The organism is Pedococcus sp. KACC 23699, from assembly GCF_045348425.1.
Taxonomy (GTDB): domain Bacteria; phylum Actinomycetota; class Actinomycetes; order Actinomycetales; family Dermatophilaceae; genus Pedococcus.
In genome coordinates this window covers 2,763,876-2,789,038 of sequence record NZ_CP157483.1, presented here as the reverse complement: position 1 = coordinate 2,789,038, position 25,163 = coordinate 2,763,876, and the positions used below count along the sequence as shown (strand labels likewise).

Sequence of the window (25,163 nt, the reverse complement as noted above, 5' to 3'; positions counted from 1 at the left end):
ATCCGCATGCTCTCCCGCATCTTCCGCACCACCGAGGTCAGCGCCCACTGCGACCTCCCCTGCGGCGTCTACGACCCCGCCCAGGCACGTATCGAGGCCGAGTCGATCAAGGCGATCATCGCCAAGGTCGCCGACAACGACGACCCCGACTTCCGCACCCGTGCGGTCGTCATCAAGGAGCAGCGCTCCGAGCTGGTCAAGCACCACCTGTGGGTGCTGTGGACCGACTACTTCAAGCCCCCGCACTTCGAGAAGTACCCCCAGCTGCACACCCTCTTCAACGAGGCGACCAAGCTGGCCGGTGCCTCCGGCACCAAGGGCGAGTTCGACGCCGGCAAGGCCGACGAGCTGCTCGCCAAGATCGACGAGATCGCCGCGATCTTCAAGGAGACCAAGGCCGCCTGAGCCTGGTCCCATCGTCAGCGCCCGTCCCGAGCCATCGGGGCGGGCGCTGACGTATGCCGCCGCGCAGCGCCGCCCGCGCGCTGGAAGGGCCGCCTCGACATACGTCATCGATGATCCAGATGACGGAGGCGTCGCGCGGAGCCGGGCGTAAACTGGCCGGTTGTCGGCGGCCCACCCCGGCTCTTGCTCGGTTGCGGAACGCGCCTCCCCACGGGACGCGAACAGCCCGCATCGGCACCTGCTGGAGTGAGCGACGAGGACCCGGTCGGCCGCACCCGCTGGTGTCTGCACACGGAATCCACATCCACGACGCTTGGGCCCGCACGGGGGGGCGGACGGGGTTCGCGTTGCAGGGACGGGCACCGTTCGGTTCGAGCCAGGCTGTCGCCCGCGCCAAAGGACGAACCAGTGAAACGACCAACCTTCCTCGCGCTCGGGACGGCCTGCCTGCTGGCCCTCTCGACCGCCATGCTCCCCCTCGCAGCGGCGAGCGGCCAGACGACGGCACGGCCTGCAGCCAGTGCCTCATCGACCTACCACGAGCCCCTCTGCCAGAGCCACAACGCGCTGTGTGCCGACACCTTCGACAACCCGGCCGGCGAGTACGTCGGTCACGACGAGCCCTCGGTGCTCTTCAAGTCCGGCGTGCGCGGGTCCGGCAACGACATCACCTACACGCTGGTCCTGCCCAAGGACCCGAAGTCGCAGCCCACCGCGTCGGGGGCCAGCGGAGCCACCTGGAACTTCCAGCTGCGGCCGACCTTCTGGTTCGGCCTGACGCTCTGCGACACCGAGTCCGCCCCGGAGTACACCAGGACCTGCACCCCGGACTCCGACACCAACAACCTGGTCGGAACCAACCCCGCCGCCCCGGACTACATCGGCAAGCACCCGGGCAACGCCTACATGGAGCTGCAGTTCTACGGCCCCGGCTACGTGCCCCAGTTCGAAGGTTTCGGGTGCACCGCCCACCAGTACTGCGCCGCGATGACCATCGACAGCTTCAACTCCGACCAGAACACCGGTATCCCCAACACCGCGGCCTGTGACAACTACCTTCTCGGTGGCGTCGAGCCGATCAACTGGGCCTACATCACGCGCAACGGTCACTCCCAGGCTCCGGCCAACCCGCTGTTCACGGGGACGTTCGACAACCCGGACCTCAGCGCCGTGACCCCCGACCAGGCCAAGGACCTGTTCATGAACCCCGGGGACCAGATCCGGATCCACATGCACGACACCGACGCGGGGCTGCGGATCCAGCTCTCCGACCTGACCACCGGCCAGGACGGGTCGATGACGGCCTCGGTGGAGAACGGGTTCGGGCACGTCCTGTACACGCCCACGTCGAGCACCTGCCAGGCGCAGCCCTACGCGTTCCACCCGGAGTACTCCACGGCCAACCCGCGGGGCAACACCTGGTCGGCGCACACCTACAACGTGGCCATGTCCGACGAGATCGGCCACTTCGAGAACTGCCTGGCGATCGATGCCAACTTCAACTGCGCGTCGCCGGGCAGCCAGGACTCCAGCGGTCTGGACGAGGATGACGGCAACAACGCCTGTGTCCCCGCCGAAGACTCCCTGGTGGTCAAGATCAACGGGTGCTTCAGCTCCGACGCGGATTTCGACGGGCAGTCCTACCGCAACGACTGGCCAGGCACCTTCCGCGACGTGGGTCGTGACCGTGCGCTGCACCCCTCCCCGGTGCTGTTCACCAGCCCGCTGGCCAACCGCACGACGAACTACTCCAAGGTGGCCTTCGAGACCGACCTGCCCCGGATCGAGGCTGCGGACTCCCAGGACAACCCGCCCTTCTGCGACCGGACCACGGGAGCCAACTGCGTGAACCCGCCGCGCGGCGCGCAGTTCTACCCGATCTTCACGACGGCGAACAAACACGGCACGTGCACCTGGCAGGAAGGTGGACGGTTCATCCCCGGCACGAAGAGGACCTTCGGAGGCACCTCGACCGCCGAGTACGGCCCGCTGCTCAAGACGGTGTACCCCTCGACCGGGGGCACGACGATCACGCGCTACAACAACTTCAACAGCGGCGACCTACACAACCCCTGTCCCGCCGGCAGAGGGGAGCACTGACCCTGACGTCATGACCGGGGCCGCCCGCGGGCCTGCACCCGCGCCCGGCCCCGGTCGCGTGCCCGGCTCGGTCTCGAGCCCGAACCGACCTCGCCTGCGTCCTTCGCCTTGTTACCAATGTGACGCCTGTGACCTCCCCCGGTTACTCCCGAGTCGGGCGTACCGTGCACTTCGGACTGCCAACACGCAGTCACCAACTCTGCACCTGGAGGTCACCGTGAGCATCGACAGAGACGTCGACCACGACACCGTCCCACCCGCCAACAAGGGGCTCCTGGCGATCGCAGCCGTCCTGCTGGCCCTCCCGATGATCGCCCTGGCGTGGGTGAGCAGCTACTCCCGCAAGGACCCTGAGCTCTGGGGTTTCCCGTTCTTCATCTGGTACCAGTTCCTCTGGGTCTTCCTCTGCTCAGCAGCGACCTACACCGCCTACCGCCTCGTGCTCAAGGCCCGCCCCCACCGCCCGATGCCCGGCCACCCGGGCCACGACTCACGTGAGGAGAACGGACGATGAGCACCCTGCTGCCCGCCGCCACCAACAACGGTGGTGTCAACGGCGTCGCCCTCACCGTGCTCATCGTGCTCTTCGTCCTCGTGACCGTGATGGGCTTCATGGCCTCGCGCTGGCGCCAGGCCGACTCGATGGAGTCGCTCGACGAGTGGGGCCTGGGTGGTCGCCGCTTCGGCACCTGGGTCACGTGGTTCCTGCTCGGTGGTGACCTCTACACGGCATACACGTTCGTCGCGGTGCCGGCGGCGATGTTCGCGCTCGGGTCGGTCAGCGGCTTCTTCGCCGTGCCGTACACGATCGTGCTTTACCCCATCATCTTCATCTTCATGGCCCGCCTGTGGTCGGTCAGCCACCGCCACGGCTACGTCACCCCCGCCGACTTCGTCAAGGGACGCTACGGCTCCAAGGGCCTGTCGCTCGCGGTGTCGATCACCGGCATCCTCGCGACGATGCCCTACATCGCCCTGCAGCTCGTCGGCATCCAGGCCGTCCTCGAGGTCGCCGGTGTCGGTGGCAGCAACGCGCTGGCCAAGGACCTGCCGCTCTTTGTGGCGTTCGCCCTGCTCGCCGCCTACACCTACTCCAGCGGCCTGCGCGCCCCGGCGATGATCGCGTTCGTCAAGGACGCCCTGATCTACCTCGTCATCATCGTCGCGGTCATCTACCTGCCCTCGAAGGTCGGCGGCTGGGACCACGTCTTCAGCGCGGCCGAGGCCAAGATGGCCAAGACGAGCCCCGTGACGGGCAAGCCCACCGGCGCGTACATCCCCAACAGCCAGCAGTACTGGGCCTACGCCACCTTGGCGTTCGGCTCGGCGCTCGCCCTGTTCATGTACCCGCACTCGATCACGGCGACCCTGTCCAGCTCGAGCCGCAACACGATCCGTCGCAACGCCGCGATCCTCCCGGCGTACTCCTTCGTGCTCGGCCTGCTGGCCCTGCTCGGTTGGGTCGCCATCGCCGCCGGCACCAAGCCGATCGGCCTCGACGGCAAGCCGAACGCCCAGCTCGTCATCCCCCAGCTGTTCGAGGACATGTTCCCGAGCTGGTTCGCCGGCGTCGCCTTCGCGGCCGTGGCGATCGGTGCGCTCGTGCCGGCGGCGATCATGTCGATCGCAGCGGCCAACACCTTCACCCGCAACATCTACCGCGACTGGATCAAGCCCGACGCGACGCACGCGCAGGAGGCCAAGATCTCCAAGCTGGTCTCCCTGCTCGTCAAGGCGTTCGCGCTGATCTTCGTGCTGACGCTCGACAAGCAGAACGCGATCAACTTCCAGCTCCTCGGCGGCATCTGGATCCTCCAGACGTTCCCGGCGATCGTGTTCGGGCTCTACACCCGCTGGTTCCACCGTTGGGCGCTGCTCGGCGGCTGGGCCGTCGGCATGGTCTACGGCACCGTGACGGCCTACAACGTCATCAACCCGGCAACCAAGGGCCACTTCGGCGGATCGCTCGACATGATCCCGGTGATCGGCAAGATGGGCTACATCGGCATGACCGCCTTCGCCATCAACCTCGTCATCGCCGTGATCCTCACCGTGGTGCTGAACGCCCTCAAGGTCGACTCGGGCAAGGACGACACCATCAAGGGCGACTACTTCGCCGACGCGGGTGACCCCCGCGTCGAGAAGAACGTCAGCATGGACGTGCACCTCACCGCCGGCACGCCGTAGCGCCGGTCCCCTGCAGGCAGAGGGCGGTGTCGGGACCTGGTCCCGGCACCGCCCTCTCGTTCCAGCTACGCCACGGGCGGGGCGGCTCGGCGGCGACGGTCGAGGTAGCGCGTCAGCGAGTCGACGACCCGGGGGTCGTACTCATAGCCGAGTCCGAGGTGGATGCGCTCCATCGCCCGCTCGCCGTGCAGTCCGTCCGGGCCACGCAGGTCGTCGTAGGCGTTGGCCACCTTGATGATTCGGCTCGCCATCGGGAGCTGCTGGTCGAACTCACGAACCTGACGGTATGGCGTGATCTGGGCTTCCATGATCTCCGCGACGTTGTCGAGCACCCCGGTGCTGCGGACGATCTCGGCCCCGTCGTGGGCGATGCGCTGCTGGTCGGCGGGGGCCGCCATCACGGTGGCCCCTTGCGGGATCGGCTCACGGAGGGCGACCTGGCCCAGGTCGTGCAGCAGCGCTGCATACTCCAGGTCCGTGAGCTCACGCTGGCTCATGCCGAGGTCGCGCCCGATGGCCAGGGAGATCTCGCAGACCCGGGCGGCATGGCTCGTGACGGTGTACCCGGCCTGGTCGGTCAGCGAGGACAAGGCCCCGATGGTCTGGCGGTAGGTGGCCCGGATGTTGGCGTTGCGCTGGACCGCGAACGACGTCAGCACCAAGGGGAAGAGGAACAGCGGCAGGGCGGCGATACCGATCGCGACCTCGGCCAGGGCGATCAGGGCACCCGACGTCACGAGCGCAGTGGCGAGCGCGAGGGTGGACCGAACCTCGCTGATCACGGCAGGGACGAGAGGCAGGCCCTCGCGGCCGGCCTGGCCTGCAGCCTCGAGCGTGATCTGCGCGGTCATGGTCAGGCCGCCGACACCGAGCATGACCAGGCCGACGAGCCAGCGCTCACCGGACATGTTCTGCTGCCACTCGACAAGGGTCTGGCCGTCGAGCTCGAGGTAGCGGTAGAGCAGGGCGGCGACGGTGATCCCCGAGAACCTCGCGCACGTCTCCAGCCAGTCCACCGGCCGACCGGCCAGCCTCAGGGCGAACAGACCCGCACCCATGGCCAGCGCGATGACGAGCACCACCGGCCCAGCGCCAAGATGACCGCCGCGCTGCACGTCCAACGACGACAGGGACAGGCCCAGCGCCGCAGCGGTGGACATCGGTGCGGTCTCCCGGCCGGTCAACACGGTCAGACGGGCCGCCTCGCCCACCGTGACCGCGACGAAGAACAGCAGGACCGACACCAGGATCGAGCCGCGCAACGCCAGCAGGTCGTCAGCACCCTGCCAGGCCGCTTGCGCGGCCACGAGCACGGCGAGCCCGACCAGTGGCCACGTCAGGTCCACCGAGATCCGTCGCAGGGCAGTCACACGCGCCCACCCAACGGGATCGCCACGCTCGTCGTGGCCCCCTTGACCCGAGCCCGGAGGTCGTCACGGAGTGCGAACAGGTCGGAGATCTCGGGCTCGTCGTGGTCGAGGATCGCCGTCGGGTCGAGGGGCGCGCCCGGCGACCTGTCCGTGGTCGCCCACTCGCGGCGCCCAAGGGCCCGGCGCAGGGCCTCGACGACCGCAGGGTCGAACTGGCTACCTGCCCGTTGGGCCAACACTCCGAGGGCGGCGTCTGCGTGCAGGGCCGAGCGGTAGGGCCTCGACGTCGTGAGGGTGTCGAAGGTGTCGGCCACCGCGATGATGCGAGCCGCGAGGGGGATCTGGTCGCCAGACAGGCCCCCGGGGTAGCCGCGTCCGTCGAACCGCTCGTGGTGGTGGGCGATCCCGTCCACCGAGCCGGCGAGGAAGGTGATCCCGCGCACGAGGTCCACACCGCTGAGGGCGTGCTCCGCCATCACCACGAGCTCGTCGTCGGTCAGCTCACGCTTGGCACGCAGGATCTTGGTGGGCACGCAGACCTTGCCGATGTCGTGGAGCATCGCCGCGGTGCGGACGTCCTGGATCTCCTTGTGGCCCAGGCCCAACGTCTCGGCAAGCCACTCGGCGAGCTGCGCGGTGCGGTCGCTGTGGCCAGCATTCGCGGGGTCCTTGGTCTCCACCGCGGCTACCAACGCGCTCAGCGTGCGGTCGTGAGCCCTGAGCTCGTCGCCGTACTGCACGAAGGCCCACCGGGCGACCAGGAGCGGGGCGAGGACGAGGACCGCGCTGAACCATCCGACACCGGCAGGGATCCACAGCACCACGAGCAGGAACCCGATCAGGCCGTACCCGACGTACGCGATGCCGGACGTGCTCAGAAGCTTGACGATCTGGGTGAGGACCGGCGGCCCACCGGAGGCTCGCATGACGCCTGCGAGCATGACCGCGTTGACGAGGCACTGGCAGATGTCGGCCGCCAGCAATGGCGCCCCGACCCCGAGGAGGATCTGGCTGGCGCTCAACCCGCTCGTCAGGACGTTCTCGCCGCCAAGGAGGAGGTAGACCAGCCCCCCCACGCTGCCGATGACGGAGTTCATCGCAGCGTTGAACAGCCAGACAGCTTTGCGCCCACGCCGGACTTCGGTGAGGTTGGCGAGGGCGCCGATGACGCCACAGCCGACAGGTCCGACGATCACCGCCGAGGCGAGGAGCACGATGCTCGTGAAGGACAGGCGCACCCGGTTGCCGGTGTCGCTCTCCTTCAACATCCATCCTGCGAGCGCCAGGACCGTGAGGACCAGCAGCGCTCTCGGCTCGTACGGGCGGCCGGCCACCATGTAGCCCAAGCCCAACATGCCCACGGCTGCAACGCTGACAGCCCCGACGTAGATCCGCGTCGCCAAGACGGTACGGCTGGCAGCGCCTCCCACACGTGACGGCCAGCGCTTCATGGGGCCAATCTAGACGCCCGAAGAAGAGCTGGCCTGCAGAATCAGCCGCCCCAGTTCCAGGTGTAGGAGGTCGGGCCGCCGTCGCGCTCGTCGGGGGACCACACGAGGTCCTTGTTGTCACCGAGGATGGACTCGAAGATGGTGGTGATCGTCTTCATGGCTGGGGTTCTCCTTCTGCTCGGGGGATGGTCCCTCATCCGTTCGGACCGTTCCGAGCTGTCTTTGCGCCGATGCCTCAGGGGTGGCCTCTGGTCGCAGGACTATGATGTCCCGCCCATGCGGAGCGCACCGTCGAATCCGTTGTTCTTTGCCAAGTCTTGAAGGTTCGGTCCCCCATCGCGGTGGGCATACCTCCGCAAAAGGGCCCTACCGACCAGTCTCGGCACGGAGCACGGGTCCGCCTGTGAGACAATGAGGCCAGGAAGGGCGCTGTCCTGGCGCCATCGCACGACCGACGGAGACCCCCATGAGCAAGCGCGCCCGCAAGCGCCGCTCGCGCAAGGGCAACGCGGCCAACCACGGCCGCAAGCCCAACGCCTGAGCCAGCGCAACGACGCACGACAGAGCGGCGGCCGGATCCAGTGGATCCGGCCGCCGCTCTGTCGTGCTGGGTGGTGCAGGCTACTCGGAGGCCTCGAAGCGGATCGTGGTGATCCGGGCCATGATCTGGGTCCGCAGCTCCACCGGAGCCTCCTCGCAGGCGCAGGAACGCTTGACGAGGGCCTTGACGGCCTGGTCGAGGTCGTACTGCTTGAGGCAGGGCGAGCACGCCTCGAGGTGGTGGGCGATCTTCTCCGTGTCGTCACGGGTCATCTCGCCGTCGAGGTACTCGTAGACGCGGTGCAGGACCTCGGAGCAGTCCGCTCCTGCCGCGTCACCCTGTCCGGAGTCGCTTCCACACATCATGAGTCCGCTCCCTGGGTCGCGAAGCCGCGTTCGGCGGCGTAGTCGGTCAGCAGCTCACGCAGCTGGCGCCTGCCTCGGTGCAGCCGGGACATCACGGTGCCGATCGGCGTCTCCATGATCTCGGCGATCTCCTTGTAGGCGAAGCCCTCCACGTCGGCGAGGTAGACCGCCATCCGGAAGTCCTCCGGGAGCGCCTGCAGGGCCCGCTTGACCTGGGTGTCGGGCAGGTGGTCCAGAGCCTCGGTCTCCGCGGAGCGCAGGCCCGCCGAGCTGTGCGACTCGGCGCGGGCCAGCTGGTAGTCCTCGATCTCGGCGGCGTCGGACTGAAGCGGCTCGCGCTGCTTCTTGCGGTAGCTGTTGATGTAGGTGTTGGTGAGGATGCGGTACATCCACGCCTTGAAGTTGGTGCCGGGCCGGTACTGGTGGAACGCGGCGTACGCCTTGGTGTAGGTCTCCTGCAGGAGGTCCTCGGCGTCGGCGGGGTTACGGGTGGTCCGCAGGGCGGCGGAGTACAGCTGGTCCAACAGGGGCATGGCCTCGAGCTGGAAGCGGGCCTGCCGCTCCTCGGTCGTCTCGGTGGCCACGTCGACGATCGTGGCGTCGGGGGCAGGGGTCTCAGTCATCGCCCTCCAGCCTAGCCCGCTCGTCGAGGGGGTCGGCCCGGTCGTGGTGGTGGATCCTACGGACAGACGCGTGGTGGCACCGGCGGCCAGACCCTGCGCGACGGTTGCGGTGGCGCCGCTCTCGGGCGGCGAGGCGGTCAACAGTGGCACGGGGGCGGCTCCTGGAAGGTTCCGGTGCGGTTCCGGTTGCGGGTGGGGACATCTCGTGCAACGGCACACCACCGGGTGTCATTCCCGGGTCAGCCGTGACCCGCCGCCCGGACCACACCCGCGAGGAAGGCCATGGCGGCCACCACGAGCGCGCCGGTGTCCTTCACCGTGTGCTCCCCCGACACCTCCGTGACCAGCACGGGGTCCGGCAGCTCTGCCCGCACCTCCGCCGGCGTGCCGAAGGGGTCCCGGCTGCCCTGGACGACGTGCAGCGGTATGCCGTGCGACAGCGGCTCGCGCAGCTCGTGCGCCCGCGACGTCTGCGGCTTGCCCGGCGGGTGCAGCGGGAACGACAGGCACAGGACGGCGTCGGCGCCGACCAGGTGGGCGGTGCGGCAGGCGACCCTGGCTCCGTTGCTCTTGCCCCCCACCACCAGCGGGGCTGGGAGCCGTCCGCGACCCTTGGTGAGCGCCTCGAGCACGGGCAGCCAGGCCTCGTCCTGGGGTCCCGGTCGCGGAGGCGTGCGACGGCCGGCGACCCCCCAGGCCTGGTGGACCAGAGCCACGGCCCAGCCCCCCGCGACCAGCCCGTCGCGCACCGCGAGGACGTCGCGGCCGTCGACCCGGCCGCTGGCCCCGTGCGTGAGCACCACGGTGCCCACGGCGCGCACCGGGCGCAGGACCTGCACGACCGCGGGACCGAGGGGCGTGGCCACCTCCAGCGTGCGGGGCGCACTCATGCCGGGTTCACCCCGCCGCTGGTCTGCTCGGTCGGGACGTCGCCGCCGGCTCTCCCGACGATCTCGCCGGTCATCGGGTCGACGACTCCGTCGAGCTCGGACTCCGCCGCGGGCTCGATCAGCTGTGGGCCGTTGCTGCGGTTGGACGACACCGCCGTCCCCACGGGGTAGGCCTCGAACCGTCCTGGTTGGGCGAACGCGAGCAGTGCCCCCACCTCGGCTGTGTCGGTCATGGTGGGGTCGAGCCACGTCGCCCAGTCCGCGCGTTCGAGGACCAGCGGCTGACGGTCGTGGATCCGGTCGAGGCCGGGCTCGGCGTCCGTCGTGATGATCGTGAACGTCGTCAGCCACGCCTGGGGATCGTCCTTGTCGGCGATCTCCCTGTCCCGCCAGAACTCGTAGAGGCCGGCGAAGGCCACGACGTCGCCGTCGGCGCGATGCATGAAGAACGGCTGCTTGCGCGGGTTGCCCTTGGCGTCGGTGGCGACCGGCGACTTCTGCCACTCGTACCAGCCCTGCGCCGGGACCAGGCAACGTCGCGACGCCGCGGCCTTGGCGAACGAGCTCTTCTCCAGGACCGACTCGGCGCGGGCGTTGATCATCCGCATGCCGATCCTGGTGTCCTTGGACCAGCTCGGGACCAGGCCCCACGTGAGCAGCCGCAGCTGGCGCACGGGGCCTGCCCCTGCGGCATACGTCTCGTCGGTGTCGCGGGGCACCCTCGACAGGATCACGGGTGCCTGCTTGCTCGGGGCGAGGTTCCAGTCCGGGGCGCCGGGCGGCGGGCTCTGCGGGTTCTTGAGGATGCTGCGGGCCGGGTCGGCGGTGCGGTCCTGCTCGACCTCGAACTCCTCCACCAGCTCGTCGGGACTCGCTGTCGCCGCGTAGCGTCCGCACATGATGGACAGGGTACGCAGCGACGCCGACCTGCCCCATACGGTAGGAAGGGAGTCTCAGGGGAACACCCGTCTCCCCCGACGTCTTTTGGGAGTGATCATGACCCTCGTCCGCCGTGTGGCCCGTCCGTTGCTTGCCGCGATCTTCGTGGTGCAGGGCCTCGAGCAGCTGCGGCACCCTGCCGCGCTCAAGGCCAAGGTGGCCCCGTTCGCCGAGCAGGTGGCCCCGCTGGGCCTGCCCAACGACCCCGAGCTGCTCGTCCGCGCCAACGGCGCTGTGATGGTCGGTGGTGGTGCGCTCCTCGCGACCGGTCGCATCCCGCGTCTTGCCTCCCTCGCGCTGGTGGGATCCATCGTGCCGACCACGTATGTCGGGCACCGGTTCTGGGAGGAGTCCGACCCGGCGACGCGCTCCGCCCACCGCATCGGCTTCCTCAAGAACCTCGGTCTCCTCGGGGGGCTGCTGCTGGCCTCGGTCGACACCGAGGGCCAGCCGGGACTGGCCTACCGCGCCGGCCTGGCCAGCAACTCCGCCAAGCGGGCTGCCAAGCGCACCCGCAGGGAGGCCAAGCACGCCGCGAAGGCTGCTCGCCTCGAGGCCAAGCTCGCCGCGTCCCAGGCGCACGATGCCCTCACCTGATCCCGTCCGACCCCCCGCTCGACCCGCCCCGGGCGACTGGACCGTTCCCGCCGCACGTGGCCCGGTCGACGCCGACGTCGCCCTCCCCGGCAGCAAGTCCCTCACCAACCGGTTCCTCGTCCTGGCGGCCCTCGCCAACGGCCCGTCGCTGCTGCGCCGTCCGCTGCGCTCGCGCGACACGATGCTCATGGCCCAGGCGTTGCGGCAGCTCGGCGCCGGGGTCGAGGACACCACCACGCACTCCGGCCACCTGCCCGACTGGGTGGTGACCCCGGCGACGCTGCGCGGCGGTGCCGACGTCGACTGCGGCCTCGCGGGCACCGTCATGCGGTTCCTGCCACCGGTCGCTGCGCTGGCCGCCGGTCCGGTCACCTTCGACGGCGACGCCCAGGCCAGGGTCCGCCCGATGGGACCGGTCCTGCAGGCCCTGCGCGCGCTGGGCGCGGACCTCGACGACGGCGGTCGCGGCACGTTGCCCTTCACCGTCCGCGGCCGCGGCGGACTCCCCGGTGGAGCCGTCACCCTCGACGCATCGGCGTCCTCGCAGTTCATCTCGGCCCTGCTGCTTGCAGGACCGCGCTACGACGACGGCGTCACCATCCACCACGAGGGCAGGCCCGTCCCGTCGGAGCCGCACATCCAGATGACCATCGAGACGCTGCGCGACGCCGGCGCCCTGATCGACGACAGCGAGCCCAACACGTGGCGCGTCGAGCCGTCGGAGATCAACGCCCTGGACGTGCTCGTCGAGCCCGACCTGTCCAACGCCGCACCGTTCCTCGCCGCCGGCCTCGTCACGGGCGGGCGGGTGACCGTGCCCGGCTGGCCACACCACACCACCCAGGCCGGTGACGCCATCCGCGACATCCTCGACGCCATGGGCGCCGACGTGAACCTCAGTCGCGAGGGCCTCACCGTGTCCGGTACCGGCGAGGTCTCCGGCATCGACGCCGACCTGCACGACGCGTCCGAGCTCACCCCCGTCGTGGCCGCGGTGGCCGCGCTGGCCGACTCCCCCTCCGTGATCCGGGGGGTCGCCCACATCCGCGGCCACGAGACTGACCGGCTGGCCGCCCTCGCCCGAGAGCTCGGCGCACTCGGCGCCGCGGTCACCGAGACCGAGGACGGACTGCGCATCGAGCCCAGACCGTTGCATCCCAACCTCTTCCACACCTACGCCGACCACCGGATGGTCATGGCCGGCGCCGTGCTGGCCCTGCGGTGCCCGGGCCTGGTCGTCGAGGACGCCGGCACCGTCGCGAAGACGCTGCCCGAGTTCACCGCGCTGTGGCACCACCTGGTGTCACCCAGCACCAGCGCAGCACACGCATGAGCCGCAAGGCCGCCGACTACGACGAGAGCGATGTCAGGGTCCGCCCTAGCCGCCGTGGGTCACGTCCCCGCTCGAAGGACCGCCCGGCCCACGAGGACGCGGTCCCGGGGTTCGTCATCGCCGTCGACCGTGGTCGCTACACCGTCCTGGTCGCCAAGGGTACCGGGCGGAAGGGTGCCCCCGAACGCGTCGTCACGGCAATGAAGGCAAGGGAGCTCGGCCGCAAGGGCATCGTCGTCGGTGACGACGTCGGCCTCGTCGGCGACACCACCGGCAACCCCGACGGCCTGGCCAGAATCGTCCGGCTCACCCCGCGCCGATCGGTGCTGCGACGCAGCGCGGACGACACCGACGTCGTCGAGCGCGTCATCGTCTCGAACGCCGACCAGCTCGTCATCGTGTCGGCGCTGGCCAACCCCGAGCCCCGCCCGCGACTGATCGACCGATGCCTCGTCGCCGCCTACGACGCTGGGCTCGAGCCCTTGCTGGTGCTCACCAAGGCCGACCTGAAGGACCCCACGGACTTCCTGGACAACTACGCCCCGCTCAACGTGCCCAACGTCGTCACGGCCACGGGCGAGTCGGGGTTCGACGGGCTCGAGGCACTCACCGAACGCCTCGTCGGCCGGGTCAGCGTCTTCGTGGGCCACTCCGGTGTCGGCAAGTCCACCCTCGTCAACGGCCTGGTCCCCGACGCGCACCGGGCCACGGGCATCGTCAACGACGTCACCGGACGGGGCCGCCACACCTCGTCGTCCGCGGTCGCCCTGCGGCTCCCGGACGGCAACGGCTGGGTGATCGACACCCCGGGGGTCCGCTCCTTCGGGCTGGCCCACGTCGACCCCGGCCGCATCATCCAGCACTTCCCCGAGCTCGAGGCCGGCACCAGCCTGTGCCCGCGCGGCTGCAGCCACGACGAGGAGGAGTGCGCACTCGACGCGTGGGTCGCCTCGGGCCAGGCCGGTCACGCGGGTGCGTCCAGGCTCGAGTCGTTGCGACGACTGCTGCGCGCCCGCTCCGGCGAGAGCGACTGAGCGCACGCCCCCCTACGCACGACCGCGCCGTCCCCCCACGTGGGGAACGGCGCGGTCGGTGTGGCTGGTCGCCCCTGGACGTCAGACGGGGTTGCCCGCACCCTGCTGGGTGAGGTCGATCGTCTCGATGATCTCGCGGGGCTGGGCGAAGTGGCAGGCCGACAGGTGTCCGCTCCCACCGTCCGGACGCACCTCGAGCAGCGGGATGTCGGTCTTGCACTTGTCCTCGGCCTTCCAGCAGCGCGTGTGGAAGCGGCACCCCGACGGCGGGTTGGCCGGCGAGGGGACATCGCCCTTGAGGACGATCTGCTCCTTCTTGTCACGCAGCGTCGGGTCCGGCACCGGCACGGCCGACAGCAGCGCCTGGGTGTAGGGGTGTGTCGGACGACCGTAGATGTCGTCCTCCTCCCCCAGCTCAGCCATCTTGCCGAGGTACATCACGCCGACACGGTCGGAGATGTGACGCACCACGGACAGGTCGTGGGCGATGAAGATGTAGGACAGGCCGAGCTCGTCCTGCAGCTTCTCCATGAGGTTGACGACCTGCGCCTGCACCGAGACGTCGAGCGCCGAAACCGGCTCGTCGCAGATCAGGACCTTGGGGTTGAGCGCGATGCCCCGGGCGATGCCGATGCGCTGGCGCTGTCCGCCGGAGAACTGGTGCGGGTAGCGGTTGATGTGCTCGGGGTTGAGGCCCACGAGGTCGAGCAGGTCCTGCACGGCCTTGCGACGGCCCTTCTTCGGCACCACATCGGGGTGGATGTCGAAGGGCTCACCCACGATGTCGCCCACCGTCTTGCGGGGGTTGAGCGACGTGTACGGGTCCTGGAACACGATCTGGATGTCGCGACGCAGCTTGCGCATCGCGCGACCCCTCTGGGCGAACATGTCGACACCGTCGAAGATCACCGAACCAGCGGTCGGCTCCTCCAGGCGCATCAGCAGGCGACCGAGGGTGGACTTGCCACACCCGGACTCACCGACGATGCCCAGCGTCTCACCCTTGCGGAGCTCGAAGCTGACACCGTCGACGGCCTTGACCTGGCCCACCGTGCGACGCAGGACACCGCCCTTGATGGGGTAGTACTTGACCAGGTCGGTCGCGGTCAGAATGGCTTCAGCCATTGAGGATCTCCTCGGCGAAGTGGCAGGCGGACTCACGGCCGGGGGCGACCTCCCGCAGGGCGGGACGGTCCTCTCGGCAGACGTCCTGGGCGAACTTGCAGCGCGGGTTGAACGCACACCCCGACGGGATGCGCATGAGGTTCGGCGGCAGGCCACCGATGGCTGCGAGCTCCTGGCCCTTCTGGTCGAGTCGCGGGATCGACTCGAGCAGGCCCTTGGTGTACGGATGGGCGGGCTGGCGGTACAGGTCGTACACGTCCGCCCGCTCGACGATGCGGCCGGCATACATGACCGCGATCTTGTCGGCCACGTCGGCGACGACGCCGAGGTCGTGGGTGATGAGGATGAGCCCCATCTGGCGCTCCTCCTGCAGCTCCTGCAGCAACGCCATGATCTGCGCCTGGACGGTCACGTCCAGGGCCGTGGTCGGCTCGTCGGCGATGAGCACCGCCGGGTCGAGCGCGATGGCCATGGCGATCATGATGCGCTGGCGCATACCGCCGGAGAACTGGTGCGGGTAGGCCTTCACCCGCTCCTTCGCCCCGGGGATCTGCACGCGCTGCATGAGCTTGATGGCTCGGTCGAGGGATTCCGACCGGTTCATCCCGCGGTGGACCCGGAACATCTCTGCGATCTGCCACCCCACCGGGAACACCGGGTTGAGGGAGGACAAGGCGTCCTGGAAGACCATGGAGATCTCCGGGCCGCGCGTCTTGCGACGCTTCTCGTCGGGCATCGTCAGCAGGTCCTGACCGCAGTAGCGGATCTGGCCCTTGGGGATCACGGCCGGCGGGACGTCGAGGATGCCCATGATGGCCTGGGCCGTCACGGACTTGCCCGACCCCGACTCGCCGAGGATGGCCAGCGTCTCGCCCTCGTACAGGTCGAAGTTGACGCCGTTGATCGCGCGGGCGATGCCGTCGGCGGTGTGGAACTCGACGTGGAGGTCCTCGACCTCCAGCAGCAACCCGTCCTGGGCGTGGTACTCGGAGCTCGCCGCGGCCTTGCCGCGGTGCGTCCCGGTGGTGTCAGTTGTCGTCATCTGTGTGTCTTTCCCGCTCAGCGCGACTTCGGGTCGAAGGCATCACGCACGGCGTCACCGAGCATGATGAAGGCCAGCACCGCAAGGGACAGGAACAGGCTGGGGAACAGCAGGATGTGCGGGTAGGTCTGCAACGCGACGAGCGCGTCGGAGATGGCGACACCCCACGAGACCGCAGGCGGGGTCAGCCCGATGCCGAGGAAGCTCAGCGTCGCCTCGACGGTGATGAAGACACCGAGGTTGATCGTGGACACGACGATGACCGGCGCGAGCGCGTTGGGCATGATGTGCGACCGGATGATCCGCCACGGGCTCGCCCCGAGCGCACGAGCCGCCTGGACGTAGTCGTTGGGCTTGACCTGCAGGACGCTGGAGCGCATCAGTCGCGCGATGCTGGGCCAGCCGAAGATGGACAGCACGAGCACGACCTTGCCGACGACCACGAGGTACGGCGAGTTCGCGTCGTTGGGGAACGTGGACATGAACAGGATGCCGCCGAGCAGCAGCGGGATCGCGAAGAAGATGTCCGTGACGCGCGAGACCACAGTGTCCGAGAACCCACCGTAGAAGCCGGCCAGGATGCCCATGACCAGGCCGATGACGACCGTGGCGAGCGTGGTGAACACTCCGACGAGGATCGAGGCGCGAGCGCCGTAGATCGTCCGCGAGTAGATGTCGTAGCCCTGGATGTCGCGCCCGAACCACGCGTCGGAGCTCGGCAGCGCGCGAGCGTCCTTGAGCACCGCGGCGTTGGGGTCGACGTTGGTGAACAGCTGCGGCACCGCCGCCATCAGGATGAAGAGCGCGATGAGCGAGACCGAGACCCAGAAGATCGGGTTGTGCTTGAGCTGCCTCCAGGCGTCCGACGTCAGGGAGCGACCCTCGTCGGCCGGACCCGCGCTCGCGTGGGTCATCTCGGAGGCGACGTCAATGGTGGATGACTCAGTCATGACTGATCCTCGGGTCGAGCACGCCGTACAGGAGGTCGACGAGCAGGTTGGCGATGAGGAAGACGAGCACCAGCACGGTGACGGTGCCCACGACGCTCACCGGGTCGCGGTTGCGGATGCCGGTGAAGAGGAAGCCACCGACGCCCTGGATGTTGAAGATGCGCTCGGTCACGATGGCGCCACCGAGCAGGCCCCCGAAGTCGGCGCCGATGAAGGTGACCACCGGGATCAGCGAGTTGCGCAGGGCGTGGATGCTCAGGGTGCGGCGACGCGTGAGTCCCTTGGCGACAGCCGTCCGCAGGTAGTCCGCCCGCAGGTTCTCCACCAGGTTGGTCCGGGTGAGGCGCGCGGCATACGCGATGGAGGCGCTGCCCAGCACGAACGCCGGGAGGATCAGCTTGTAGAAGGTGACGTCCGAGCCGACGGTGGCCGGGAAGATCGGCCACTTGAGGCCGAAGTAGTACTGCAGCAGCACACCGATGACGAAGATCGGGATGGAGATGACGAACAGCGTGCTCACGAGGACGAGGTTGTCGACGAACTTGCCCTTGCGGATGCCCGCGAGGACACCGGCGAGGACACCGATGACGGTCTCGAAGACGATCGCCATGGCGGCGAGCTTGGCGGTCGTCGGGTAGCGCAGCTTGAGCTCGTCGAGGACCTTCAGGTCACGGAAGTTCGTGCCGAGGTCACCCTGGAGCAGGTTGCCGACGTAGGTCAGGTAGCGCGTGAAGAACGGGTCGTTGAGTCCGTGCTTGTCACGGAACTCGGCCACGAAGGCGGCCGGGCACGGTCGCTCGCCGCACAGACCGATGGTCGGGTCGCCGGGAAGGGCGTAGACCATGAAGAAAATGATGAACGTGGCACCAAGCAACACCGGGATCATCTGGATCACTCGCCGAAGGATGTACTTGTACACGTCACCTCCTTTGGTTTGACGCCGTCGGGATGGGGTGTTCCCGCCGGCGTGGCTGGACGAGCCGGGACGCTACCTCAGGTAGGCGCCACTGCCCATCACAACATAGTCGTATAGGGGGTACTGGGGGCAGCAGGCGGGTCTCGCCACGACTGTCCCCGGACAGGCCATCGGCCTGCCGACACTGGGCCGGCAGGCCGACGACGCTATCTGGATCCGCTCACCCGGTTGGGGTGTGCGGTCCGGGTCGACTTACTTGAGCGCGAGGCTGGAGAAGTCGATCGTGCCGAACGCGGTGATCTTCACGCCGGTGACCTTGTCGGACCAGCCGAAGGTGGCCGTGGAGTACCACATCGGGATGGCCGGCATGTCGTTGGCCAGCAGCTTCTCAGCCTCCTGGTACTTGGCGTTGGCCTGAGCAGCGTCCGTCGAGGCAGCAGCCTCGGTGAGGAGCTTGTCGAACTCCGGGTTGGAGTACTTGCCATCGTTCGAGGACGCGCCGGTCTTGAAGATCGGGGCGAGGAAGTTCTCGATCGACGGGTAGTCCATCTGCCAGCCGGTGCGGAACATGCCCTTCTGCTTGCCCGCCGCGATGTTGCCGCGGAAGGTGGAGAAGTCCACGACCGGGGTGGCGACACAGTCGACACCGAGAGCACCCTTGATGGAGTTGCAGGTCGCCTCGACCCACGCCTTGTGAGAAGCGTCAGCGTTGTAGGCGATCGTCATCTTGCCGCCCTTGAAGCCGCCGGCCTCGTCGAGCTTGGCCTTGGCCTTGGCCGGGTCGAAGGTGCAGTACTCGCCACAGGCGTTGGCCTTGTAGCCGTCGACGACCGGGGAGACCCAGCCGGTGGCGGGCTGACGGGTGTTGTTGAAGATCTGCTTGATGATCGTCGGACGGTCGATGGCCATGGAGATGGCCTGACGGATCTTCGGGTCGGCGTAGTTCGGGTCGACCTTGACCGGCGCGAACGTGATGGTCTGGATGACGCCAACGGCCTTCTGGGCGTTGCGGTCAGGCAGGTCCGTCTTGTACTTGTCGTCGATCATCGCCGAGGAGGGAACCTCGTCGGTCACGTCGAGGTTGTTGGCCTGGACGTCGGTGTAGGCAGCGTCGGCGTCCTGGTAGATCTTGAACGTGATGGCGTCGAGCTTGCCACCGAACTTGCCGGAGTAGCCAGCGAACTTGCTGAGCTTGATCTCGGTGTTCTTGGTCCAGGAGTCGAGCTTGAACGGGCCGGCGCCGACCGGCTTCTCGCCGTAGGCCTTGGGGTCCTTGAAGAAGGAGTCCGGCAGCGGCGAGAACGCCGAGTAGCCGAGGCGGACCGCCATGTTGGAGACCTTCTCGGTGGTCTTGATCGTGAAGGTGTAGTCATCCTTCGCGACGAGACCCGTGAGCGTCTTGGCCTTCGGGGTGAACCCCTTGCAGGGGTCCGTGGCGTCGGTGCCGGCGCACTGCATCGCGTCGAAGCCCTCGATGGGCTCCATGAAGTACCCGGAGGACTGGGCGTTGGGGCCGTAGGCGGCGTAGTTCCAGGCGTCGACGAAGTTCTTGGACTTGACCTCGGTGCCGTCCTGGAACTTGTAGCCCTTCTTGATCGTCACCGTGAAGTTCTGGTTGTCCGTGGTGTCGATCTTGTCGGCGATGTCGTTCTCCGGTGCACCGGTCTCGGGGTTGTAGTGGACGAGCTTGGCCGTGATGGCGTCGAGCACGTTTCCACCACAGGTCTCCGTGGTGTTGCTGGGGATGAGCGGGTTCTGGGGGTTGCACCCACGGACCGTGACAGCGCCGCCGGCCTTGCCGCCGGCACTGGAGCTGGTGCCACTGCTGCTGCTACCGCCACCACACGCTGCAGCGAGCAGCGTCACGGCGGAAATTCCAGCAACCATGGTCACCGTGCGAGTTAGTCCTCGCATTGATGTCCTCCTACTTAGGGTCTGCCGTTCGAGTGAACGGTCGGTCCGGGCTGCCCAACGGTCGGAGTGCAGCCCTGTAACGCACAGGGCGTTCGTGTTGTGGCACCCATGAAAGAGCAAGGAGGGAGTAAAGGCGACGATCTGAGCCAACCCGAGACAAAAACGTGATCGTCTCGATGCCGACCTGAGGGCAGATCTTCGGCGGGAGTGGCTTTTCGCCACCTTGGGTCGTATCAGCGGCATCTGGGCGGAACCGGTTCGGTGCCGGGTCGGTCCGTGGCGGTCCGTCACCACGGCGGGGCCACGGGCTAGCGTGGGCGGGTGCCCTACGACGACGACCTGCGCCTCGCCCATGTCCTGGCGGACGCCGTCGAGCGGATCACGATGGCCCGGTTCCGCTCCGAGGACCTCGTCGTGGAGTCCAAGCCCGACCTCACCCTGGTCAGCGACGCGGACCGCTCCGCCGAGGAGCTGGTCCGCGCCCAGCTCAAGCGCACCCGTCCCCGCGACGCCGTCGAGGGCGAGGAGTTCGAGACCACCGGTCACGGCCCCCGCCGCTGGGTGATCGACCCCATCGACGGCACCCACAACTTCGTCCGCGGCGTCCCGGCCTGGGCGACGCTGATCTCACTGGTCGACGAGGGCCAGCCGGTCCTGGGCCTCGTCGCAGCACCCGCCCTGGGTCGTCGCTGGTGGGCCGCCACGGGTTCGGGCGCGTGGTCCGGCCGCAGCCTCACGGCGGCCAAGCGCATCCACGTGTCGCGGGTGTCCCGGATCGGGGACGCCTCGCTGTCCTACTCCAGCCTGTCGGGCTGGCGCGCCCTCGAGCGGCACCAGCAGTTCCTCGACCTCACCGACGCGTGCTGGCGCACCCGCGCCTACGGCGACTTCTGGTCCTACATGCTCGTCGCGGAGGGCGCCGTCGACATCGCCGCGGAGCCCGACCTCGCGGTCTACGACATGGCCGCCCTCGTCCCGATCGTCACCGAGGCCGGTGGACGGTTCACCTCCCTGGCCGGCACGGTCGGCCCGTGGGGCGGCAACGCCGTCGCCACGAACGGGCTGCTGCACGACGAGGTCCTGGCCCGCCTGGGCACCGACGCACGCGCCTGACGTCAGGTCAGTTAGGGACCACCGTGACGTCACCGAGGCTGAGCCCACGGATGGCGTCGGCATACGCTCCGGCATCGCCGACCACCACGACGGTCCACTCTCCCAGCACCCACCGGCGGTAGGCGTCCCGGAGCTCGGACGGCTGCAGCTTGCGCATCTGCTCGAGGTTGCGGGTGGTGAACTCCGTCGTGAGGCCCTCGAGCGCCATCGTCGCGGCCTCGTCGGCGACGGCGTCGGCTGTCGCGTAGCGGCCCGGCGCGGTCTTGCTGACGAAGTCCACGCCGGAGCGCACCTCCTCGGCGTCGAAGCCCTCCCGACCGCTCCCGAGGATCTCCAGGAGCAGCTTGACCGACTCCACGGTGGCATCGGCGCGGACCGACCCCGAGGTGAGGAACAGGCCACCTGAGCTGCGGGGACGGAAGACGGAGCGTATGCCGTACGTGTAGCCCTTCTCCTCGCGCAGCACGGCGTCGATCCGGGCGTTCGGCGACCCGCCGACCATGAACCCCAGCACGGGGTATGGCGCCCAGCCGCCCTCCGCGCGCCGATCGGGTCCGGCGCAGCCCACGAGGAGCTCGCTCTGGACCGATCCGGGCCGGTCGACCAGGACGATCCGCCCCGCGTCACCGGAGCGCCTGGCGGGGACGGGCTCCGGTGTGGAGACGTCGGCGCGCCAGGTGCCTAGTGTGCGCTCGACCATCGCGAAGACGTCGAGGTCCGACAGGTCTCCGGCCACCACCGCCGTCATGCCCCGCGGTCCGACGTGCCGGGCGTGGAAGTCCACGACGTCCTGCCTCGTGAGCGCCGAGATCGTCGTGGCCGTCCCTCCCGACGGTCTCGAGGCACGGTCCTGCTCGTCGAAGAAGGTGGCCACGAACTCGCGGGCCGCCCGCTGCGGCGCGAGCGCGCGCTCCTGCTCGATCTCGGCCAGGCGGGTGCGACGGATGCGGTCGACCTCGGACTGCGGGAACACCGGCTCGGCGAGGGCCAGCCGGAGCAGCTCGAGGGCCTCCCCGAGGCGGCGCTTGGGCACGTCCAGGTCGACGCCGAGGCCGGCCTCGTTGACCGACGCCCCCAGCGCGATCCCCTTGCGCTCCAACAGCTCTGCGAACTCCTCCGGCGTGTGCTCGGCGGTGCCCTCGTCGAGCAGGCGCGCCATCACCGTGGCGACGCCCTCCACCTCACGGGGTTCGGCCGACAGCGGCAGCGGCAACGCCGTGCGCACCGAGACGACGTACTGGCCGGGGATGTCGTAGGCCACGACCTCGATCCCGTTGGGCAGCGTGCGCCGGGTCGGGACGGGAAAGCTCCACGGGCCGGGCGGGGTCACCTCGGGTCGGGGGGCGCCGGCCTGCGCCGACAGGGTCTGGGTGCTCACGCCGCCTCCTCCTGGGCCGCGACGAGGTGGCGCACGACCGCTCTGCTGGGTGGCGCGAGCCACTTCTGGGCCGCGGCCCGAACCTGCTCGGGCGTGACCAGGGCGATGCGGTCCAGGAAGGTGTTGATGAAGCCGGCGTCTCCGTGCAGCAGGGCGTGCTGGCTGATGAGGTCGGCGCGCTCCTCGTGTCCCGAGAGGGCCGAGAGCCAGCTGCGTTCGGACTGGGCCATCGCCGACTCCGCCTCGACGGCCGTGGGGCCCTCCTTCGCGAACCGCTCGAGCTCTTCGACCACTGCTGCCTCGATCGCGTCGGCGTCCTGGCCCTCGGCGACGTCGATGACGAAGAAGCCCAGGCTCACGCCGTCGACGAAACCCATCGCGTGCGCCTGCACGGCGTTGGCGACCTGCTCGCGTCGTACCAGCCGCTGCACCAGCCGGGAGGTCGACAGGCCCCCGAGGGCGTCGATGGCCAGGGCGGCGGCGAAGAACTCCTCGGTGTTGTCGACCGGAAGCCGGAAGGCGATGTGCAGCCGGTCGTTGGGCACCGGGCCCGGGCGGTCGACGCGCACCGGGGCGGTCAGCGGCTCGAGCTGCGGGAGGTTGGCCCGGGGCGCCTCGGCGCTGGCCGGCAGGTGGCCGAAGTAGCGCTCGGCGGCGGCGAAGCCCTCCTCGGCGGTGAGGTCGCCGACCAGCGTGAGCACCGTGTTGTTGGGCCCGTAGTAGCGGCGGAAGAACTCGTGGACGTCCTCGACGCTCGCGGCGTCGAGGTCCTCCATCGACCCGATCGTCGGGTGATGGTAGGGGTGCCCCTCGGGGAACACCGCGGCGTACGTCTCGATCAGGGCCTTGCCGTAGGGCACGTTGTCGTAGCGCTGCCGCTTCTCCTCCTTGACCACGTCACGCTGGTTGTCGAGGTTCTCCTGGTTGACCGCGTCGAGCAGGAACCCGTGCCGGTCGGCCTCCATCCACAGCGCCAGCTCGTACGCGCCCTTCGGCACGGTCTCGAAGTAGTTGGTGCGGTCGAACCACGTTGTCGCGTTGAGCCGCCCGCCCTCGGCCATCAGCCGGGTGAAGTGCTCACCGCTGGCGATGTTGCGCGACCCCTGGAACATCAGGTGCTCGAAGAGGTGCGCGAAGCCGGTCCTACCCGGGCTCTCGTGGCGTGAGCCGACGTTGACCCAGAGGTTGACCGTGACGTTCGGGACGCTGGTGTCCGGCGAGACCACGACGCGCAGGCCGTTGGGCAGCGTGAACTCGTGGATCGGGTAGTCCAGGGGCATGGGTGCACCCTAGGCGAACGGCCGTGGGGCCGCTCGGGTATGCGGGCCGAGGACCCGTCCTTGGACGGGACGGTCAGAGGGTGCGGCTGCCCTGCTCGCGCGCCTGGGTGACCGACTGCGCCGGGGGCCTGCGGTCGGCAGGCACCCGCGGGAGCGAGGGCGCGTAACCCTCTCCCAGCTGCTCGATGGCGGTGCGCGCGAACACCTGCTGCTCGGTGACGGTGCGCTCGGACCGACCGCGACCGACGAAGCTCACCGCCCAGTGCAGCAGCGTGGTCAGGCGGTGCTTGAACCCGATGATGTAGACGAGGTGGACGGCCAGCCACAGCACCCACGCGATGAACCCGCTGAAGTGCAGCCTGCCGATCGAGGCGACCGCGCTGAAGCGCGAGATGGTCGCCATCGACCCCTTGTCCTTGTAGGAGAAGGGGCCGGCCGGCTCCTTGCCCGCGAGGCGTCGCTTCAGCTGGTCCGCGGCATAGCGCGCCCCCTGGATCGCGACCTGCGCGACACCGGGGTAGCCCTTGAGCGAGGCCATGTCACCGACGACGAACACCTCGGGGTGACCCGGGAGGGTGAGGTCGTCGTTCACCTCGATCCGACCGGCACGGTCGATCGATGCCCCGGACTGCTCGGCGAGCTGGGCACCGAGCTCGGACGCCTGCACGCCCGCTGCCCACACCTTGGTGACCGACTCGATGCGGCGGACCGAGCCGTCGGAGTCCTTGACGTCGATGCCGGTGGCGTCGACACCGGTGACCATGGCGCCGAGCTGGACCTCGACGCCGAGGCTGCGCAGCTTCTCGGCGGCCTTGGCCCCGAGGTGGTCGCCGAACGCGCTCAGCACGGTCGGGGCCGCGTCGAGCAGGATGATGCGGGCGCGGGTGGTGTCGATGGTGCGGAAGTCGCGACGCAGGGTGCGACGTGACAGCTCGGCGATCTGCCCGGCCATCTCGACCCCCGTGGGTCCGGCGCCGACGACGACGAAGGTCATCAGCCGCTCGATCTCCTTGGGGGTGCTGGCCAGCTCGGCCCACTCGAAGGCACCGAAGATGCGCCCGCGCAGCTCGAGGGCGTCGTCGATCGACTTCATGCCGGGGGCGTACTTCGCGAAGTGGTCGTTGCCGAAGTACGACTGACCCGCACCGGCCGCGACGAGCAGCGAGTCGTACTCGACGACGGTCTCGCGGTCCAGGACGCGGGAGGTGACCGTCTTGGCGGAGAGGTCGATATGGGTGACGTTGCCGAGCAGCACCCGGGCGTTGTCCTGCCGGGCCAGCACCTCACGGGTGGCCGGGGCGATCTCGCCCTCGGAGAGGATGCCTGTGGCCACCTGGTAGAGCAGGGGCTGGAACAGGTGGTGCGTGGTCTTGGCGATCAGTGTGATGTCGACATCGGCGTGCTTGAGCGCCTGGGTGCCGAACAACCCACCGAAGCCCGAGCCGACCACGACGACGCGGTGGCGCTGCTGGGTGTGGACTTCGTGCGACATACCGACACTCTCCTGTGAAAGACGAAGGACGGCCACCCCACGGTCGGGGTGCCGTCCTCGATGACGCCTGCGTTTGCGACAACAAGACTAGCGGCGCCGGTATGCCGCCTGCGCACCT

Annotated in this window: 23 protein-coding genes; 9 read left to right on the top strand and 14 right to left on the bottom strand. The window is 69.0% G+C overall.

Annotation, left to right across the window (positions count from 1 at the left end):
* The first annotated feature begins 6 nt into the window (after positions 1-6).
* The 4 genes from sodN (at position 7) to mctP (ending at position 4,692) form a co-directional block, all read left to right on the top strand.
* Complete coding sequence (sodN, locus tag ABEG17_RS13190) at positions 7-405, top strand: superoxide dismutase, Ni (protein WP_406829939.1); 399 nt, start codon at positions 7-9, stop codon at positions 403-405.
* A gap of 408 nt (positions 406-813) precedes the next feature.
* Positions 814-2,505 (top strand): hypothetical protein, encoded by a 1,692-nt coding sequence (locus ABEG17_RS13185; RefSeq protein ID WP_406829938.1) that lies wholly within the window; start codon positions 814-816, stop codon positions 2,503-2,505.
* A gap of 217 nt (positions 2,506-2,722) precedes the next feature.
* Positions 2,723-3,019, top strand: coding sequence for a DUF3311 domain-containing protein (locus tag ABEG17_RS13180; protein ID WP_406829937.1), 297 nt, complete (start codon positions 2,723-2,725; stop codon positions 3,017-3,019).
* The gene (gene mctP, locus ABEG17_RS13175; RefSeq protein ID WP_406829936.1) at positions 3,016-4,692 is read left to right on the top strand and encodes a monocarboxylate uptake permease MctP; all 1,677 of its coding nucleotides are present in this window, start codon (positions 3,016-3,018) and stop codon (positions 4,690-4,692) included. The genes ABEG17_RS13180 and mctP overlap by 4 nt, the downstream gene beginning before the upstream one ends.
* Before the next feature lie 65 nt (positions 4,693-4,757).
* Here mctP and ABEG17_RS13170 read toward each other — a convergent pair whose 3' ends face one another.
* Entirely contained in the window at positions 4,758-6,062 is a 1,305-nt protein-coding gene (locus ABEG17_RS13170) for an HD-GYP domain-containing protein (RefSeq protein WP_406829935.1), read from the bottom strand.
* Positions 6,059-7,513 (bottom strand): HD-GYP domain-containing protein, encoded by a 1,455-nt coding sequence (locus ABEG17_RS13165; protein WP_406829934.1) that lies wholly within the window; start codon positions 7,511-7,513, stop codon positions 6,059-6,061. Before ABEG17_RS13165 ends, ABEG17_RS13170 begins: the two co-directional genes overlap by 4 nt.
* A 466-nt stretch (positions 7,514-7,979) precedes the next feature.
* Here ABEG17_RS13165 and ABEG17_RS13160 point away from each other — a divergent pair, with 466 nt between their 5' ends.
* On the top strand, positions 7,980-8,054 hold the full coding sequence (locus tag ABEG17_RS13160) for a 50S ribosomal protein bL37 (protein WP_369791897.1): 75 nt from the start codon (positions 7,980-7,982) through the stop codon (positions 8,052-8,054).
* A gap of 80 nt (positions 8,055-8,134) precedes the next feature.
* On the opposite strand, the gene rsrA is transcribed toward ABEG17_RS13160, so the two are convergent.
* The 4 genes from rsrA to ABEG17_RS13140 all read right to left on the bottom strand — a co-directional run bounded on the left by rsrA (position 8,135) and on the right by ABEG17_RS13140 (position 10,831).
* The gene (gene rsrA, locus ABEG17_RS13155; protein WP_406829933.1) at positions 8,135-8,419 is read right to left on the bottom strand and encodes a mycothiol system anti-sigma-R factor; all 285 of its coding nucleotides are present in this window, start codon (positions 8,417-8,419) and stop codon (positions 8,135-8,137) included.
* Positions 8,416-9,042, bottom strand: coding sequence for a sigma-70 family RNA polymerase sigma factor (locus tag ABEG17_RS13150; RefSeq protein WP_406829932.1), 627 nt, complete (start codon positions 9,040-9,042; stop codon positions 8,416-8,418). Before ABEG17_RS13150 ends, rsrA begins: the two co-directional genes overlap by 4 nt.
* A gap of 239 nt (positions 9,043-9,281) precedes the next feature.
* Positions 9,282-9,932 (bottom strand): alpha/beta family hydrolase, encoded by a 651-nt coding sequence (locus ABEG17_RS13145; protein WP_406829931.1) that lies wholly within the window; start codon positions 9,930-9,932, stop codon positions 9,282-9,284.
* A complete protein-coding gene (locus ABEG17_RS13140) occupies positions 9,929-10,831 on the bottom strand; it encodes an SOS response-associated peptidase (protein WP_406829930.1) in 903 nt (300 codons plus the stop codon). The genes ABEG17_RS13145 and ABEG17_RS13140 overlap by 4 nt, the downstream gene beginning before the upstream one ends.
* Positions 10,832-10,928: 97 nt before the next feature.
* On the opposite strand from ABEG17_RS13140, the gene ABEG17_RS13135 reads away from it, so the two are divergent.
* From ABEG17_RS13135 to rsgA, 3 genes are read left to right on the top strand one after another with little or no spacing between them, the layout of a single operon-like run.
* Positions 10,929-11,468, top strand: a complete 540-nt coding sequence (locus ABEG17_RS13135; protein ID WP_406829929.1) for a DoxX family protein — start codon at positions 10,929-10,931, stop codon at positions 11,466-11,468.
* Entirely contained in the window at positions 11,455-12,801 is a 1,347-nt protein-coding gene (aroA, locus tag ABEG17_RS13130) for a 3-phosphoshikimate 1-carboxyvinyltransferase (protein ID WP_406829928.1), read from the top strand. The genes ABEG17_RS13135 and aroA overlap by 14 nt, the downstream gene beginning before the upstream one ends.
* Positions 12,798-13,835 carry a ribosome small subunit-dependent GTPase A gene (gene rsgA, locus ABEG17_RS13125; protein ID WP_406829927.1) on the top strand — a complete coding sequence of 346 codons (1,038 nt, stop codon included), beginning with the start codon at positions 12,798-12,800 and terminating at the stop codon, positions 13,833-13,835. The genes aroA and rsgA overlap by 4 nt, the downstream gene beginning before the upstream one ends.
* Before the next feature lie 81 nt (positions 13,836-13,916).
* Here the strand turns inward: rsgA and ABEG17_RS13120 are convergent, their stop codons facing one another.
* The 5 genes from ABEG17_RS13120 to ABEG17_RS13100 form a co-directional block, all read right to left on the bottom strand.
* On the bottom strand, positions 13,917-14,960 hold the full coding sequence (locus ABEG17_RS13120; protein WP_406829926.1) for an ABC transporter ATP-binding protein: 1,044 nt from the start codon (positions 14,958-14,960) through the stop codon (positions 13,917-13,919).
* Positions 14,953-16,002, bottom strand: a complete 1,050-nt coding sequence (locus ABEG17_RS13115; protein ID WP_406829925.1) for an ABC transporter ATP-binding protein — start codon at positions 16,000-16,002, stop codon at positions 14,953-14,955. Before ABEG17_RS13115 ends, ABEG17_RS13120 begins: the two co-directional genes overlap by 8 nt.
* Before the next feature lie 17 nt (positions 16,003-16,019).
* Positions 16,020-16,916 carry an ABC transporter permease gene (locus ABEG17_RS13110; RefSeq protein WP_406833199.1) on the bottom strand — a complete coding sequence of 299 codons (897 nt, stop codon included), beginning with the start codon at positions 16,914-16,916 and terminating at the stop codon, positions 16,020-16,022.
* Positions 16,917-16,944: 28 nt separating this feature from the next.
* Entirely contained in the window at positions 16,945-17,871 is a 927-nt protein-coding gene (locus tag ABEG17_RS13105) for an ABC transporter permease (protein WP_406829924.1), read from the bottom strand.
* 249 nt (positions 17,872-18,120) lie between these two features.
* A complete protein-coding gene (locus ABEG17_RS13100) occupies positions 18,121-19,755 on the bottom strand; it encodes an ABC transporter substrate-binding protein (RefSeq protein WP_406833198.1) in 1,635 nt (544 codons plus the stop codon).
* 348 nt (positions 19,756-20,103) lie between these two features.
* Between ABEG17_RS13100 and hisN the strand changes: the two genes are divergently transcribed.
* A complete protein-coding gene (hisN, locus tag ABEG17_RS13095; protein ID WP_406829923.1) occupies positions 20,104-20,895 on the top strand; it encodes a histidinol-phosphatase in 792 nt (263 codons plus the stop codon).
* A 7-nt stretch (positions 20,896-20,902) separates the two neighbouring features.
* Here hisN and ABEG17_RS13090 read toward each other — a convergent pair whose 3' ends face one another.
* The 3 genes from ABEG17_RS13090 to ABEG17_RS13080 all read right to left on the bottom strand — a co-directional run bounded on the left by ABEG17_RS13090 (position 20,903) and on the right by ABEG17_RS13080 (position 25,045).
* Positions 20,903-22,273, bottom strand: coding sequence for a M16 family metallopeptidase (locus ABEG17_RS13090; protein WP_406829922.1), 1,371 nt, complete (start codon positions 22,271-22,273; stop codon positions 20,903-20,905).
* The gene (locus tag ABEG17_RS13085; RefSeq protein ID WP_406829921.1) at positions 22,270-23,553 is read right to left on the bottom strand and encodes a M16 family metallopeptidase; all 1,284 of its coding nucleotides are present in this window, start codon (positions 23,551-23,553) and stop codon (positions 22,270-22,272) included. Before ABEG17_RS13085 ends, ABEG17_RS13090 begins: the two co-directional genes overlap by 4 nt.
* Before the next feature lie 73 nt (positions 23,554-23,626).
* A complete protein-coding gene (locus tag ABEG17_RS13080) occupies positions 23,627-25,045 on the bottom strand; it encodes an NAD(P)/FAD-dependent oxidoreductase (protein WP_406829920.1) in 1,419 nt (472 codons plus the stop codon).
* Positions 25,046-25,163: the final 118 nt, after the last annotated feature.